This window comes from Microcoleus sp. A6-C6 (assembly GCF_036705955.1).
Lineage (GTDB): Bacteria > Cyanobacteriota > Cyanobacteriia > Cyanobacteriales > Microcoleaceae > Microcoleus.
Map to the genome: position 1 here is coordinate 1 of NZ_JAUBVR010000113.1, position 13,768 is coordinate 13,768.

General features: G+C 44.4%; 20 protein-coding genes. 12 read left to right on the plus strand and 8 right to left on the minus strand.

The window, feature by feature from the left end; translation table 11 throughout:
* Positions 1-64 precede the first annotated feature (64 nt).
* The 6 genes from QUB52_RS26945 to QUB52_RS26970 all read left to right on the plus strand — a co-directional run bounded on the left by QUB52_RS26945 (position 65) and on the right by QUB52_RS26970 (position 2,575).
* Entirely contained in the window at positions 65-727 is a 663-nt protein-coding gene (locus QUB52_RS26945; protein WP_332975448.1) for a M23 family metallopeptidase, read from the plus strand.
* A 219-nt stretch (positions 728-946) separates the two neighbouring features.
* The gene (locus QUB52_RS26950) at positions 947-1,168 is read left to right on the plus strand and encodes a hypothetical protein (RefSeq protein WP_332976311.1); all 222 of its coding nucleotides are present in this window, start codon (positions 947-949) and stop codon (positions 1,166-1,168) included.
* The gene (locus QUB52_RS26955; protein ID WP_332976312.1) at positions 1,126-1,488 is read left to right on the plus strand and encodes a type II toxin-antitoxin system PemK/MazF family toxin; all 363 of its coding nucleotides are present in this window, start codon (positions 1,126-1,128) and stop codon (positions 1,486-1,488) included. Before QUB52_RS26950 ends, QUB52_RS26955 begins: the two co-directional genes overlap by 43 nt.
* Before the next feature lie 189 nt (positions 1,489-1,677).
* Complete coding sequence (locus QUB52_RS26960) at positions 1,678-1,923, plus strand: hypothetical protein (protein WP_265239553.1); 246 nt, start codon at positions 1,678-1,680, stop codon at positions 1,921-1,923.
* Between the two features lie 31 nt (positions 1,924-1,954).
* Positions 1,955-2,200, plus strand: a complete 246-nt coding sequence (locus QUB52_RS26965) for a hypothetical protein (protein ID WP_265239554.1) — start codon at positions 1,955-1,957, stop codon at positions 2,198-2,200.
* A 153-nt stretch (positions 2,201-2,353) separates the two neighbouring features.
* Positions 2,354-2,575 (plus strand): hypothetical protein, encoded by a 222-nt coding sequence (locus QUB52_RS26970; protein WP_265239555.1) that lies wholly within the window; start codon positions 2,354-2,356, stop codon positions 2,573-2,575.
* Positions 2,576-2,734: 159 nt separating this feature from the next.
* Here QUB52_RS26970 and QUB52_RS26975 read toward each other — a convergent pair whose 3' ends face one another.
* On the minus strand, positions 2,735-3,127 hold the full coding sequence (locus QUB52_RS26975; protein ID WP_265239556.1) for a type II toxin-antitoxin system VapC family toxin: 393 nt from the start codon (positions 3,125-3,127) through the stop codon (positions 2,735-2,737).
* Positions 3,128-3,379: a DUF2281 domain-containing protein gene (locus tag QUB52_RS26980; protein WP_265239557.1), complete on the minus strand. Its 252-nt coding sequence runs from the start codon at positions 3,377-3,379 to the stop codon at positions 3,128-3,130.
* Positions 3,380-3,539: 160 nt separating this feature from the next.
* On the opposite strand from QUB52_RS26980, the gene QUB52_RS26985 reads away from it, so the two are divergent.
* Positions 3,540-3,785 carry a hypothetical protein gene (locus QUB52_RS26985; protein ID WP_265239553.1) on the plus strand — a complete coding sequence of 82 codons (246 nt, stop codon included), beginning with the start codon at positions 3,540-3,542 and terminating at the stop codon, positions 3,783-3,785.
* Between the two features lie 38 nt (positions 3,786-3,823).
* Here QUB52_RS26985 and QUB52_RS26990 read toward each other — a convergent pair whose 3' ends face one another.
* The 3 genes from QUB52_RS26990 to QUB52_RS27000 are packed head-to-tail and all read right to left on the minus strand — an operon-like array spanning position 3,824 to position 4,621.
* Entirely contained in the window at positions 3,824-4,168 is a 345-nt protein-coding gene (locus tag QUB52_RS26990; protein ID WP_332975450.1) for a type II toxin-antitoxin system PemK/MazF family toxin, read from the minus strand.
* Entirely contained in the window at positions 4,155-4,364 is a 210-nt protein-coding gene (locus QUB52_RS26995) for a DUF2281 domain-containing protein (RefSeq protein WP_265239559.1), read from the minus strand. Before QUB52_RS26995 ends, QUB52_RS26990 begins: the two co-directional genes overlap by 14 nt.
* 26 nt (positions 4,365-4,390) lie before the next feature.
* Positions 4,391-4,621 (minus strand): hypothetical protein, encoded by a 231-nt coding sequence (locus QUB52_RS27000; RefSeq protein ID WP_265239560.1) that lies wholly within the window; start codon positions 4,619-4,621, stop codon positions 4,391-4,393.
* A gap of 141 nt (positions 4,622-4,762) precedes the next feature.
* Between QUB52_RS27000 and QUB52_RS27005 the strand changes: the two genes are divergently transcribed.
* The 3 genes from QUB52_RS27005 (at position 4,763) to QUB52_RS27015 (ending at position 7,428) form a co-directional block, all read left to right on the plus strand.
* Entirely contained in the window at positions 4,763-5,260 is a 498-nt protein-coding gene (locus QUB52_RS27005) for a TIGR00725 family protein (RefSeq protein WP_265239561.1), read from the plus strand.
* 8 nt (positions 5,261-5,268) lie between these two features.
* Positions 5,269-5,799, plus strand: a complete 531-nt coding sequence (locus tag QUB52_RS27010) for a hypothetical protein (protein WP_332975451.1) — start codon at positions 5,269-5,271, stop codon at positions 5,797-5,799.
* Positions 5,800-6,084: 285 nt separating this feature from the next.
* Positions 6,085-7,428: a TPM domain-containing protein gene (locus QUB52_RS27015; RefSeq protein ID WP_332975452.1), complete on the plus strand. Its 1,344-nt coding sequence runs from the start codon at positions 6,085-6,087 to the stop codon at positions 7,426-7,428.
* Between the two features lie 155 nt (positions 7,429-7,583).
* Here QUB52_RS27015 and wecB read toward each other — a convergent pair whose 3' ends face one another.
* Positions 7,584-8,699 carry a non-hydrolyzing UDP-N-acetylglucosamine 2-epimerase gene (gene wecB / locus QUB52_RS27020; RefSeq protein ID WP_332975453.1) on the minus strand — a complete coding sequence of 372 codons (1,116 nt, stop codon included), beginning with the start codon at positions 8,697-8,699 and terminating at the stop codon, positions 7,584-7,586.
* A 322-nt stretch (positions 8,700-9,021) separates the two neighbouring features.
* On the opposite strand from wecB, the gene QUB52_RS27025 reads away from it, so the two are divergent.
* Positions 9,022-9,591, plus strand: a complete 570-nt coding sequence (locus QUB52_RS27025) for a pseudouridine synthase (protein ID WP_332975454.1) — start codon at positions 9,022-9,024, stop codon at positions 9,589-9,591.
* Positions 9,592-9,652: 61 nt separating this feature from the next.
* Here the strand turns inward: QUB52_RS27025 and QUB52_RS27030 are convergent, their stop codons facing one another.
* Positions 9,653-10,495 carry a hypothetical protein gene (locus QUB52_RS27030; RefSeq protein WP_265239566.1) on the minus strand — a complete coding sequence of 281 codons (843 nt, stop codon included), beginning with the start codon at positions 10,493-10,495 and terminating at the stop codon, positions 9,653-9,655.
* Between the two features lie 196 nt (positions 10,496-10,691).
* Between QUB52_RS27030 and ctpB the strand changes: the two genes are divergently transcribed.
* Positions 10,692-12,011 carry a carboxyl-terminal processing protease CtpB gene (gene ctpB / locus QUB52_RS27035; protein ID WP_332975455.1) on the plus strand — a complete coding sequence of 440 codons (1,320 nt, stop codon included), beginning with the start codon at positions 10,692-10,694 and terminating at the stop codon, positions 12,009-12,011.
* A gap of 89 nt (positions 12,012-12,100) precedes the next feature.
* Here the strand turns inward: ctpB and QUB52_RS27040 are convergent, their stop codons facing one another.
* Positions 12,101-13,405 (minus strand): Nramp family divalent metal transporter, encoded by a 1,305-nt coding sequence (locus tag QUB52_RS27040; protein ID WP_332975456.1) that lies wholly within the window; start codon positions 13,403-13,405, stop codon positions 12,101-12,103.
* Positions 13,406-13,768: the final 363 nt, after the last annotated feature.

The following is a 13,768-nucleotide window of genomic DNA, read 5'->3' on the forward strand; positions in this document are numbered from 1 at the left end:
TTAAGATATTTGTAGAATCAAATAAGTTATACACTGTCGAAAAATTAAGATTTACCGCAACTTATTGAGCGGATACAATTCCAGTTACTTAAATGAACTGGCTTCATGGTCAGACGAGCAATGGAAGTGGGCAGCAGGTGAAAATAGTCGGATCACTGGACCCATGTTTGGTGAAAAAGATGAGAGAAACTACTCAGGACATGAGGCGATTTTTAACGTCTACGATCAATTGTCCAACAAACTCTTGAATTCAAAATTAGGTTCACCATATCCCAATTCAGCCGGCTATGTTGATGTAGGCTATGGAGATCTTCCTGGTGTTGGTTGGCACGATGGCATAGATATTTCCACTCAGGGTAAAATAGTTGATGTTAAAGTTATTGTTGGAGGAACTGTTCGTCAACTAAGCTATTCAGGATACAGTGGAGTAGGATATGCGATTGAAGTCAAAGGAGACGATGGGCGCTTCTATCACTATCTACATCTGAGTAGCCTAAAAGTCTTGTCGGGCCGCATTGAAGCGAACCAACCCCTTGGTCAAGTAGGTGATACCAGTAAGTTTGCTATATCAAATCACCTTCACTTCCAGGTAAACAAGAGTGCCAAAACAGATGAAGCCGGAAATAAATCGGGTGTCTACGACATTCACAGTAAAACAGATGTTTACAACTCAACATACAATCCTCTGAAAGTATTTTGGGAACTTAAGCGCGAGGGAAGAGTTTAGTCTGAAAAGCAACCAATAATTAATAGCTAACTTGGGTGAAGCGATCGCCCTTCTGACATCCGCGTTAATCTGCGTCCATCTGCGGTTACAAAAGAGCGATCGCCCTTTCTAATAATTCAGAAGGGCGATCGCCCTTCCGTTTTTGCATTCAAGTAAAAAAAAATGCCGATTCAGCCAATTATTGCTAGAATAGTCACAAAAAATTCTTCTTATTAACCAATGAACGACATCTCTATCTGCTTGCCAGAAGACTTACTCACATACATCAATCAAAAAGTGGAAAACCCCAGCGCTTTGATAGAATCACTCTTGCAACAATGGCGAAAACAGCAAGAAAACCAAGCTTTAGCAGAAGCTTGCAAGCTAGTTGACGAATTCGATTTAGGATGGGATGAGCAATGGCAAACTCAAGCGATTACCGATTGGGAAGTATCTGGATAGCTAGATTCGATCCGTCAGTCGGAACAGAAATACGCAAAACGCGACCTGCATTGGTGATTTCTGGTACGCTGTTTAACGAGCGGCGCAGCAAAATAACAGTTTTGCCATTTACCTCAGCTCGTCCTCACGATCCTCGGATTTCTGCTGCTGTGATATTTGTACCAACATCTCCACAAAATGGTTTAAACGCAGACAGTTTGCTAGTCTGTGTTGATCCCATGACTTTCGATAAAACGAGATTAGTACAACAACTCGGCCAACTCGAATCAGACCTACTTTCCCAAGCTCAAGAGATTTTGCAGCGCTATCTCGAATTATAGCGATCGCCCTCCGCTAACTCTGACCAAAAATAAAGGCGATCGCCCTTTTGGAACTATTCGCAAAGGTATCTCGATTCTACTTTTCGTTACCATCAACCAATGGCAAAAACCAGGGTTATTATATGAATTAGAAACCCTCATCCTTCAAGCTGCACATCCTCCCTACAACGTAAAAATTTCCAGAGAACAATGAATCATACCCTCAACATCCAACACTTGCCACCAGAAGCTATTCATTCGCTGATGACCCATTTGCCTGACTATGTGAAAGTCGCCCTGATGGAAAAAGCTACGCAGCTAGAATGCTCTCTCGAATCTGCGATCGAAATGGCGATCGCTAGTTTTCTAGACTCAGAAGCTTTCAGCTTTGAAGATTGCCTATTATCGCAACGTCTTCAGGAATCAGAATTGGTAGAATCTCCTCAAAGGAAATAGATGCGAGATATTTTTAAAGGAGATAAATATCATGTCATCCCCAGAACCAAACCTAGCCGATAACTGGGAATTCACAGAATTATGGGTAGATCCGACAGCATCACCCCCTTACGTCCTAATTTTACTGGGTGACAATTCAGGTAATAGCTCTATCTACGATCCTGCTCAAAATTATCAGATCGTATTTGCCAGTTCAAGTTATCAAGAAGCTAAACTCTGGCTGTTAGAAGATGAATACGAACGAGTAGAAAGTCGGCTACAAGTGGAAGCAGCATAAACCCATTTTTGAGAAAATTGGAAAGTGCGAGATCCCTTTTGGAACTATCCGAAAGAGATCTCGCCCTTCCATTTTTGCATTCAAGTAACAAAAAATTGCCGATTCATCCAATTATTGCTAGAATAGTCACAAAAAAAATATTCTTATTAACCAATGAACGACATCTCTATCTGCTTACCAGAAGACTTACTCACATACATCAATCAAAAAGTGCAAAACCCCAGCGCTTTGATAGAATCACTCTTGCAACAATGGCGAAAACAGCAAGAAAACCAAGCTTTAGCAGAAGCTTGCAAGCTAGTTGACGAACTCGATTTAGGATGGGATGAAGAATGGCAAACTCAAGCGATTACCGACTGGGAAGTATCTGGATAGCTAGATTCGATAGTCATCGCCCTTTTGGAACTATCCGCAAAGGGCGATCGCCGTGTTATCAAATACCTGCTTTTGGCAAGTCAATTATATAAGCTGTTTCTACAATTTATGTACTTTAATTTTGAACAACAACCAGCCGTACTTGATGATGCCAAATACTCAATACCAGTCCGCGATCGCAAGTCCTGCAACTCTCGAAAACTCCTTGACATTGTGAGTAACAAGAGTTGCTTGAAATGCTAAAGCTGTCCCTGCAATCAAAACATCTATCGGCCCGATGGGAGTGCCTTGTTGCTCCAATTGAGCGCGGATTGTGGCAGCAGCAACAGCAGAATCGCGATCGAAAGGAACAAGATTAACTCGGCTCAAGAGTTGCTGAAGTTGTTCAGTGCGTTTTGCGGGTGAAGTAGATTTAGCAATACCAACTTGCAATTCAAACAAGACGATCGTGGAAATACCAATTTCTTGAGGAGGTATATTGACAAGGTTTTGAGCAACTTGTCCTTGTCCTTTGAAGTAGTATATTAATGTATTTGTATCCAAAATGTACATCTAAAAGCTCTCCCGCAAAATGTCTTCCCCCGACTCGGTACGAATCTCTTCCAGAGTAGGAAAGTCATCTGCCCATGCTCCAGCGAGGGAATAAATCAATTCCTGCCAAGAAGTTAAAGAATCTACTGTATCGGTGGATTGGTTATCATTCAGGTATTTGGCACGAATAAACTCAGCGAAAGTGAGAATTTCGCTAGCTTGGTTTTGGGGAAGGGTTTTGACGATCGCGTAGATTTGTTCAAGAACAGTCATAATTAGATTATAGATAAAGTACAGCTGATCTTTATTTTAGTAATTATAGTTCATTTAGTCGCCATTATTCCATCCGCGTCCATCAGGCATCTGTTGCGGTTGCTAAAAAGAGCGCTCTTCTTTTCTCTCCGAGATTCAAATTCAGCTATCCCAGAGAACAATGAATCATACCCTCAACATCCAACACTTGCCACCAGAAGCTATTCATTCGCTGATGACCCATTTGCCTGACTATGTGAAAGTCGCCCTGATGGAAAAAGCTACGCAGCTAGAATGCTCTCTCGAATCTGCGATCGAAATGGCGATCGCTAGTTTTCTAGACTCAGAAGCTTTCAGCTTTGAAGATTGCCTATTATCGCAACGTCTTCAGGAATCAGAACTGGTAGAATCTCCTCAAAGGAAATAGGATGCGCCATTTTGGAACTATCCGCAAAGGGCGATCGCTCAATTATCACCTATAATTCCAATCAATCCCTCTTTCAAAGACTGGATATCTACATTTTGAAGCCTTCCCAGTTTTTTGATAATCAGTTGTTTCTCAATTGTCGTAATAACAGGCTTAATCATAGAAGCTTTTAAAAGCCCAGCCCCTCGCCAATCTGCGATCGTGATATCACCGGCTTTCGGGCTACTGCTAACTTGACTGGTTATGCCCATCAGAATGCGATCGGGATATTCTGCATTATAGACATCGGAACTAACCACAACGGCTGGACGCTTTTTATTAGTCGTTTGATCGGTAAAAGGAAACGGAACTAAAACCACATCACCAAAATTATAACTCGTCATATTCTGCATCCTCTGGGTTATCCCAAATTTTAGCAAAAGCTGCTTCGGAGAGTTTAGTCGCACTATAAGTTAGAAGACTATCGTCACTTCGAGTTAGAAGGAAGTCGAGGAAATCTTCTAATACCGTAATTTTATCGGGCGGTAAGCTACGAATTTTTTCGATCAGCTTGGTTTCAGGACTTTTAGCGATACTCATCTTCTATCACCTTTTTATTGAAAACACTACACACATTCTTCTAAACCTAATTCTGCCAATTCCTGTAACTCTGTATCTTCTGCATAAAGTTCCGCATAAAGCATCGCCGATTCTTCTAACTGCTGGGCTTCTAACGCTAACTCCAACCGTTGAATCGCTATTCTCACCAATTCACTAGGATCTTTAAATCCATAGTTTTGACAGAGTTCTAAAAATTTGATCTGAGACTCATCTAGTGTAAATGTTTGCTCTTTCATAGTAACAATACTAGGAACCTTACCCAAGTTAGTTGTTTAAAAAGCTTTGTTTAGGATGCAAGTATTTTGATGATAACATACCTGCGTCTATCGTGCAACAAAAAACTAGCAAATATCAATAACACCATATTATCCCAAACTATGAAAAAAACTATCATTGGCATCATGGGCCCAGGCGAAAATGCCACATCAACCGACTTAAAAAACGCCTATAAACTCGGACAACTCATCGCCGAAACTGGATGGATATTGCTAACGGGCGGCCGAAATGTCGGCGTGATGGATGCCGCCAACAAAGGTGCAAAATCAGCTAACGGTTTAACAATTGGCATCCTTCCGGGAAACGATACTCGCGGCATTTCCGAAGCTGTCGATATTGCCATTGTCACCGATATGGGAAACGCCAGAAATAACATTAATATTCTTTCTTCAGATGTGATAATTGCCTGCGGTACGGGCGCGGGTACAGCTTCGGAAATTGCCCTCGCCCTCAAAGCTCACAAGCAAGTTATTTTGTTAAATCATAGCTTGGAAAGTCAACTTTTCTTTAAAAATTTAGGCAAAATTAACATTTTTGTGGTACACAATGCTGTAGAGGCTATGAATCAAGCTCGCGAAATCCTAGCAAATCCCAGATGAAATTCAAGATGAAAGTAAGCAAATTCAACTTTTGTGCGATCGCAATTTTCCTAACTCTGGGGATTTTCGGCAGTACCAAAGCAGACGGAGGAATTGCACAGTTAAGCTTCAGCAACCAATCCACTCAAACTTTAGCACAAACGCCCCCTCCTCCTCCGCCTTCTGCTCCTGTCAAATTGCCTGTCACCGAACAAGAAGCGCCGCCGATTACTAGCGAATCAGTGCCGGATCAAATAGCTTTAGCAACCCATTTGCAGACCATCAAAGCTAGAATGTACGGTGCTTACTGGTGTCCTCACTGTCACACGCAACAAGAACTTTTCGGCAAAGAAGCATTTACCGCGATTACTTACATTGAGTGCGATCCCAGGGGGAAAGATGCTCAACCAGATTTGTGCAAAGCTGCTAAGGTTCAAGCTTATCCCACTTGGGAAATTCGCGGAAAATATTACACCGGCAGGCAATCTTTGGAAAAACTTGCTCTTTTATCCGGTTATAAAGGCAGCAGCAATTTTGTGCCACAAATTCCCTCTCCTTAAATATATCTAAATTAGTGGGCGATCGCACTCGCCCACTAATAAACCGGGTTTTTGAACCGAAATTCACGGTTGTGAGCAATTATCTTGGTTAAAAACCCGGTTTCTGCCCACCCGTGCGTCTAGGAGTATAACTGTAAGGTGCAGAAACCGCTAAAAATATGACTTTTATGAATCGAACTTCTGAATAATATGAATTGACATAACAGGAAGCTGGTTATTTAATTGTAATTAGGCGGACATATCTATTTAATTTTTTGATTGGCACTTATTCAGGAGACTGAAACGATGCAATTACAATCCAGCAAAAAACAAATAATTTTTAGCAGTTTGCTGTGCTTCTCGGCAATTGCATTTCCGGTAGCGAGTCAAGCTGTAACAGTACAAGAAGTACCGAATCCCCGCCAAGTAAATCATACTTGGGTAACAGATAGAGCCAATATTCTCAGTGATAGTACGGAAACTCAGCTAAATCAGATGATTGCGGAGTTGGAGGCAAAAAATGGCTCAGAAATCGCTGTTGTCACAGTGCCTGATACTAAGCCATCGGCGACACCAAAGGCATTTTCTACAGAATTATTTAACTTTTGGGGAATTGGCAAGAAAGGTAAAAATAACGGAGTTTTATTGTTGATTTCATCTGGAGAACGCCGTGTTCAGATTGAGACTGGTTCGGGGATTCAAAGCCTTTTGCCCGATGCGAAAACGGTAAGTATTATTCAAACGGAGATTACGCCCAGATTTAAACAGCAGGACTTTGACGGGGGTACATTGGCGGGGACAAAGGCGTTAGTTAATGTTTTACAAACTCCGACTGCAAACGTGCAATCTCAAAACGTGCTGCCTTTAGCTCCCATAGTACCATCTCAAGCGCTAACACCGTCGCCAATACCTAGTGAATCGCCAGTTATTAGCAATAGTAAGTCCACAGGTGAAGATTCATCGAATTTAATCTATGGCTTACTTGGGTTGTTATTCATAGCATTCATAGCATTTATACCTTGCTTCATTATCTTCAGGATATTTCGCAGCTTATTTTCTCGGATATCTCGTTACCGCCACCGCCGTTATCCGCGTAATTACACCAGTAACAATCGCAATTACAGCAGTAACAGCCACAACTATTACGGTGGGGGTGGCTACTACAGCAGTAACAACATCGATTACAGTAGCACTAACGACTACAGCAGTAACAGTAGTAGCGATGATTGCGGTGGCTACTACAGCACTAATAGCAGCGACTACAGTATTAGCAACAGCGACTGCGGAGGTAGCTTTGGTGGTGGCGACTCCAGCGGTGGCGGTGCGGGTGGCGATTATAGCATTAGCAGCAGCGACTGCGGAGGTAGCTTTGGTGGTGGCGACTCCAGCGGTGGCGGTGCGGGCGGCGACTACAGCAGCAGTAGCAGTAGCGACTCTAGTAGTGGCGGCGGCGACTACAGCAGTAGCAGTGCGGGTGGCGATTACAGCAGCAGTAGTGGTAGCGATTACAGCAGCAGTAGCAGCAGCGACTACAGCAGCAGTAGCAGCAGCGACTACAGCAGCAGTAGCAACAGCGACTACAGCAGCAGCAGTAGCGACTACAGCAGCAGTAGCGACTCTAGTAGTGGCGGCGGCGGTGGAGATTGGTAATAGTTCTAAGGTGCTCTTCGGCGCACCTGATTCGATTGTGAATTAGATCGTTTTCCCTAGAATGACCACTATCATATAGGTTTGTAGTGAGGACTTTAGTCCTGTGATGGATGCGGACTAAAGTCCTCACTACAAACCTATTTTAGGATTAGTTTTTAATCAGAAAAGTAGTCTTCAACTATTTTCAAAATCCGGGATGCTGCTAACCCGTCGCCAAAGGGATTGATTGCCATTGCCATTGCGTCGTAAGCTGTAGAATCACTGAGTAATTCTGCCGCTGCTATGAAAATTGTATCAGAATTCGTACCGACAAGTTTAGCGGTTCCGCCAGCAATTGCTTCTGGTCTTTCTGTAGTTTCTCGCAATACTAAAACAGGCTTGCCCAAACTCGGTGCTTCCTCTTGCAAGCCGCCGGAATCAGTGAGGATTAAATGACTTCTCTGCATGGCTCCTACTAATTCCGCGTAGTCCAAGGGTTCTGTTAAAAAGATTCTTGGATGGTCGCCTAAAAGTGCTTTTAAAGGTTCCCGAACGGTTGGATTTTTGTGCAGTGGTAAGAGTAAGGCTGTATCGGGAAATTTATCTAAGATTTGGATGAATGCTCGCGCAATTCCTGCTAAGGGTTTTCCCCAATTTTCGCGACGGTGGACTGTTGCTAAAATGGTGCGATGTTTGTTCCAATCTAGGTTGGGAATTTTGCATTCTGGTTCGCGTTTGGCGACGGATAACAAGGCGTCGATTACTGTGTTGCCTGTACGGTGAATTTCTCCTAAAACGCCCGATCGCCCTAAATTCTCTGCAGCCAGCGCTGTGGGGGCAAAATGCAGCCGTGTGAGCTGAGATATCAAGCGTCGGTTAGCCTCTTCGGGGTAAGGATTGAACACGTCGTCAGTCCGCAAACCGGCTTCTACGTGACCTACAGGTATTTTCTGGTAAAATGCAGCCAAAGCAGCGGCAAACGCTGTCGTTGTATCTCCCTGAACTAAGACGATTTGGGGCTGCAATTCTTTAAACAAGGCTTCCAAACCCTGCAAACTCCGGGATGTAATATCTGTCAAGGTTTGCTGGTGCTGCATAATTGCTAAATCCCGATCGGCTTTTAGATCAAACATCCGCATCACTTGCTCGACCATTTCTCGGTGCTGACCGGTTAAAATTACTTGGGTGTCAAAGTTGGGTGAATTTTTGAACTGTTGAATTACAGGAGCTAGTTTAATTGCTTCCGGGCGAGTTCCTAGGACGATACAAACGCGGCGTGTGGCTTCGGGCATGGTAAAGTTGGGTAGTTGAGATTTACGAGGCTGTTAAAGGCAGAAGATTTTATAGCTGGTTTGAATCGTTGGTTAATAAGATTTTTTTTAACCGCAGAGGGCGCAGAGGGCGCAGAGAAGGGAGGCAAGAGAGATAGAAAGTGGTTTTTTACGGATTTATATTGTTTATGCTCGCACTGTTTGTACATTTTTAATCGTTAGTAAGATTTTTTTTAACCGCAGAGGGCGCAGAGGGCGCAGAGAAGGGAGGCAAGAGAGATAGAAAACGGATTTATATTGTTTATGCTCGCACTGTTTGTACATTTTTAATCGTTAATTGGTCATGCCTTATCGTTACATTCTATTTTACAAACCCTATGATGTTTTAACTCAATTCACTGATAATTCAGGGGAAGTTAAACGCAGAACTCTGAAGGATTATATTCCGATTCCTGATGTTTATGCGGTGGGAAGGCTCGATCGCGATAGCGAAGGTTTGTTGCTGTTAACCGATGATGGACAAATGCAGCACCGCCTCAGTGATCCGAAGTTCGCTCATCCTCGCACTTATTTGGTTCAGGTGGAACGGGTTCCAGATGCGGGTGCGATCGCAGCTTTGCAAACTGGTGTCACAATTCAAGATTATCGGACTCGATCGGCAAAAGTGCAATTATTATCAGCAGAACCCGAATTGCCACCCCGCCAGCCTCCGATTCGATTTCGCAAAAACATTCCCACAGCTTGGCTGGAAATGACTCTCACCGAAGGCCGCAACCGCCAAGTCCGTAAAATGACCGCAGCAGTAGGGTTTCCGACGCTGCGGCTGGTCAGAAGCGCGATCGGGCATTTGCGTCTCGAAGGCCTCAAACCCGGTGAATGGCGCGAATTAACTCAAGCTGATTTGAGATTTTAGATTTTAGATTGGGGAATTACAGTAAACAGTTAACCGCCAACAGTCAACAGTCAACAATCAACTACTTTCTAGCCGGCAAAATAAAACTCTCCTTTCCATCCCGATCTTTTTGCACCTGAGCTCCCAACTTGACAAGAGCTTGTTTCGCCCTTAGTCGCACAATTTTGTCCTTTGTTTGAGCATAAACCGTGCTCCAAGCTGCAAACCGCACCGGCACGCTATCGGGATCTCGACGCAAAAACTCAGCAGTTCCTCGAAAAATCTGCGCCAATTCGCGGCCTTTCGGGGTTTGTTCCACCCAGTCAGCAGCCATTTCGTGGGAGTGAATTGAGTCAGGAATGTCCCCCAACAGCAGCAATTCATCGAGAGCTTTATTTCGCCACACTGTCCACGCTTGCGGATCAATTTGCGGCGAAAGGGCGCTAGTACCCCGTTCCATTAACTGCACGGCGATTTCGGGTTTTGCTTGATAAAAGGAAACAGCAACTGACAGAAATGGGTAAATTTCCACTCGCCGAGGATCGCGCCGCGTGATGATGTCAAAATATTCTTGGCTCAGATTGTAGCCGGTCACATCTCGCGCTTCGTCGTCGCCAAAATACTGCAAAAATTTGAGAAATGTCCAATCGGCAATTAAATTGTCAAACCCAAGACTAGGGAGAGTTTTGAGCATTTTTAGCCGCAGGGCTTCTTGCTGGGCTTCTTGCTGGGAGGCTTGCTTGAAACTGGCAGCAGATATGGCAGAGAGTGGCTTCTGCACTGTAGGAACGGCAACTGGGGGCATTCCGCCTAATTGCCCGATCGACTGCATGGTAATGACGCCAGCCAGCGCTGCTGCACCGATAACTCCATTCAGGAGCAGGCTCAACCAATTACGGGAAAATTGTGCGATTTTAGCTTCCACGAGACCTTTAAATCCGAGTTTTAAATTAAGTTTATTAAAATAGAGTCATGATTGGTTGGCGATCGGCTATAAATCTCGTTAAACTATCAAAAGGGATGCTATGGCCTCCACAACATAGTTTAAGTGGTAGTTTGAGATTTTTTAGCAATATAAAATCTCAAATCAAAAATCTAAAATCGAATTGAGCCAAAATTCAATGAATCAAGCCCGCAGACGCTTTTCTAAGTTACAGGCAGCCCTGTTCACTGGGGTGATGGCAACAACCGCTTCGATATCTTTACTCGTTCCTGGCCTGAGTCAATCAGTCCGCGCCGAGCTTCAAGATAGCCCCAAAGCTGTCTTAGACGAAGCTTGGCAAATTGTGAACCGAGATTATGTCGATCCCACCTTTAACAAGACTGACTGGCAAGTTACTCGCCAAGAATTGCTGAGTAAAAATTATACTTCTCGCGAAGCCGCTTACACCGCCCTCCGTAATGCCCTAGAGAAATTAAAAGACCCCTACACGCGCTTCATGGATCCGAAGCAGTACGAAGCCCTCAGGAGTCAAATCTCCGGGGAACTGACAGGGGTGGGGATGAGGCTCGAAGAAGATGAGAAAACGAAAGCGATCACGGTAGTCGAACCGATGGAAAATTCCCCAGCCCTGAAGGCAGGGGTTCAAGCTGGCGATACAATTTTGGTGATTGACGGCAAACCTACCAAAGGCATGACTGTCGCGGATGCGGCTCAGATAATTCGGGGCGCTGAAGGCACGAAAGTCACGCTGCGGATGGCTCGTCAGGGCAAAAGCGAGTTTGATATCACTCTGACTAGGGCGAAAATTGAGGTAGCAGCGGTTCGCTACAGCCTCAAGAAGGAAGCTAACAAGAATGTCGGTTATATCCGCTTGCAAGAGTTTAGTTCCCACGCGGGCGAACAAATGCAGCGGGCGATTAAAAAGCTCTCCGATCAGAAAGCTGACGCTTTTGTGTTGGATTTGCGGGGTAATCCCGGCGGTTTGCTGTCGGTGAGCATTGATATCGCGCAAATGTGGATGGATTCAGGGGCGATCGTCCGTACAGTCGATCGCGCAGGAGGTTCTCAGGAAATGCGGGCTAACCGCACTGCCATCACTGACAAGCCTTTGGTGGTGCTCGTGGACAACAACTCGGCCAGCGCCAGCGAGATTTTGGCTGGTGCGCTGAAGGATAACAAGCGCGCGACTGTGATGGGCGGCCAAACTTTTGGCAAAGCTTTGGTGCAGTCTACGCATCCTTTGTCTGACGGTTCGGGATTGGCGGTGACGATCGCTCACTACTATACTCCCAACGGTACGGACATCAGCCACAAGGGCGTTACTCCCGATGTCAAGGTGGAAGTTACCGACGAACAAAAGCTGAAATTAGCCAACAAACCGACGTTGGTTGCTACTAAGGACGATCCTGTTTACGCGCAGGCGATCGCACTTTTGAAAACTAACGCTGCGTCTGCCCATCCCACTACTGGTAAGCAGGCTCTTGATCCTAAAAAGTAGTTGAAACTATGAGCCATTAACAATTAGTTTTAAGATAAAACCCGCACCGGCGGGTTTTGTTTTTTGTAGTTTGATTTAGCCTCAAATTGCTAGAAGATTATTTGTAATAACAGCCAACTATTTAATCCTACTATAATACTAGCCACTAACCAAGCTACCGCTTTCAGCCAAAATGGATTCACAAACTCTCCCATCAAGCCGCGATTTGAGGTAAACATTACCAAAGGAATTACGGCAAAAGGTAATTGCAAACTGAGAATTACTTGACTGAAAACCAGTAAATTAGTTGTACTGCCTTCACCGAACCAAATAATTGAGAGCAAAGCCGGCACAATCGCCACCAGTCGAGTCAGCAAGCGCCGCAACCAAGGCCGCATACGAAAATGCAAAAAGCCTTCCATCACAATCTGTCCTGCTAGAGTTGCAGTCAAAGTTGAGTTCTGCCCCGAAGCCAACAAAGCAAAGGCAAAAATTGCACTGGCAGAACCCACACCCAGCACCGGAGACAGCAGTTTGTAGGCATCTTGAATTTCTGCTACTTCTTGATAGCCGGAAAAGTGAAATGTTGCAGCAGACAAGATCAGAATTGCTGAATTAATAAACAAAGCTATTGACAACGCTACTGTAGAATCAATCGTGCCAAATTTAATTGCTTCCCATTTTTTATCAGAAGTTTCTTCCCAAGCGCGAGTTTGCACGATCGATGAATGCAGGTAAAGATTGTGCGGCATCACAGTTGCCCCTAAAATCCCAACTGCAATATAAAGCATTCCCGGATTTTGTAAAATCTCTAGGCTGGGAACATAACCGAGTAAAACTCCTCCGGCATCTGGTTTGGCAAAAATCATTTCTGCGACAAAGCAACCACCAATAATTACAATAATCGTAATCACCAAAGCTTCGATATAACGAAAGCCTCTGCCTTGTAAAAATAACACCATTATCACATCTAATGCAGTGATGCACACTCCCCAAACTAAGGGAATGCCAAATAGCAATTGCAGTCCGATCGCACTTCCGACCAATTCAGCTAAATCGCAAGCTGCGATCGCAATTTCACAAAGTATCCACAGCACAAAATTAACTCGCGGGCTAAAATAATCTCGACAAGCTTGTGCCAAATCTTGTCCCGTTGCCACTCCCAACCGCACGCACAATGATTGCAGAAAAATTGCCATCAAATTAGATAGCAAAATCACACTTAATAGCGCATAGCCAAACTGTGCTCCCCCTGCTAAATCAGTCGCCCAGTTTCCGGGATCCATGTAACCCACTGAAACCAGATATCCAGGCCCTGCGTAAGCCAACATTTTACGCCAGAAGCCTTTGCTGTTGGGAACGGGGATGCTGCGGTGGACTTCGGGAAGGCTGGGTCTGTTTTCCGAGTGGGTCATTTGTTTTACTGTTCAAAATTTTTCATATTTTTTTCATATTTTCACAAACCCCGGTAAATTTCATCAGTCGGATGGCTCAAAATCTGGCGGATTCGCAGTACATATTAAGTTGTGTATATTTTTGGGGTTGAGCGCAGGTGCGGGCGATCGACTATGATAAGGGCGATCGCCACAAATCCATCAATCAGCGATCGTGATTTGAAAGATTTTTAAATTCGCGAGTTCCCTGATAGCCAGATAAATCTCCTAACTCCTTCAACGATTTTTCCCCTTCGTAAAACTTAGAGACTCGCGGACAAATAAAATACCAGTCATAATGGGATAATCGTGATATCCCATTTTGGTAAAGTTTCAGAACGTTGC

Excerpts from the sequence above, each read along its gene's own strand:
- QUB52_RS27010 (WP_332975451.1), top strand. The coding sequence starts at position 5,269 with ATGAAAGTAAGCAAATTCAACTTTTGTGCGATCGCAATTTTCCTAACT.
- wecB (WP_332975453.1), bottom strand. The coding sequence starts at position 8,699 with ATGCCCGAAGCCACACGCCGCGTTTGTATCGTCCTAGGAACTCGCCCG.
- ctpB (WP_332975455.1), top strand. The coding sequence starts at position 10,692 with ATGAATCAAGCCCGCAGACGCTTTTCTAAGTTACAGGCAGCCCTGTTC.
- QUB52_RS27005 (WP_265239561.1), top strand. The coding sequence starts at position 4,763 with ATGAAAAAAACTATCATTGGCATCATGGGCCCAGGCGAAAATGCCACA.
- QUB52_RS27040 (WP_332975456.1), bottom strand. The coding sequence starts at position 13,405 with ATGACCCACTCGGAAAACAGACCCAGCCTTCCCGAAGTCCACCGCAGC.
- QUB52_RS27000 (WP_265239560.1), bottom strand. The coding sequence starts at position 4,621 with ATGAAAGAGCAAACATTTACACTAGATGAGTCTCAGATCAAATTTTTA.
- QUB52_RS26960 (WP_265239553.1), top strand. The coding sequence starts at position 1,678 with ATGAATCATACCCTCAACATCCAACACTTGCCACCAGAAGCTATTCAT.
- QUB52_RS26995 (WP_265239559.1), bottom strand. The coding sequence starts at position 4,364 with ATGAGTATCGCTAAAAGTCCTGAAACCAAGCTGATCGAAAAAATTCGT.
- QUB52_RS26985 (WP_265239553.1), top strand. The coding sequence starts at position 3,540 with ATGAATCATACCCTCAACATCCAACACTTGCCACCAGAAGCTATTCAT.
- QUB52_RS26975 (WP_265239556.1), bottom strand. The coding sequence starts at position 3,127 with ATGTACATTTTGGATACAAATACATTAATATACTACTTCAAAGGACAA.
- QUB52_RS27015 (WP_332975452.1), top strand. The coding sequence starts at position 6,085 with ATGCAATTACAATCCAGCAAAAAACAAATAATTTTTAGCAGTTTGCTG.
- QUB52_RS27025 (WP_332975454.1), top strand. The coding sequence starts at position 9,022 with ATGCCTTATCGTTACATTCTATTTTACAAACCCTATGATGTTTTAACT.
- QUB52_RS26970 (WP_265239555.1), top strand. The coding sequence starts at position 2,354 with ATGAACGACATCTCTATCTGCTTACCAGAAGACTTACTCACATACATC.
- QUB52_RS26955 (WP_332976312.1), top strand. The coding sequence starts at position 1,126 with ATGGCAAACTCAAGCGATTACCGATTGGGAAGTATCTGGATAGCTAGA.
- QUB52_RS26980 (WP_265239557.1), bottom strand. The coding sequence starts at position 3,379 with ATGACTGTTCTTGAACAAATCTACGCGATCGTCAAAACCCTTCCCCAA.
- QUB52_RS26990 (WP_332975450.1), bottom strand. The coding sequence starts at position 4,168 with ATGACGAGTTATAATTTTGGTGATGTGGTTTTAGTTCCGTTTCCTTTT.
- QUB52_RS26950 (WP_332976311.1), top strand. The coding sequence starts at position 947 with ATGAACGACATCTCTATCTGCTTGCCAGAAGACTTACTCACATACATC.
- QUB52_RS26965 (WP_265239554.1), top strand. The coding sequence starts at position 1,955 with ATGTCATCCCCAGAACCAAACCTAGCCGATAACTGGGAATTCACAGAA.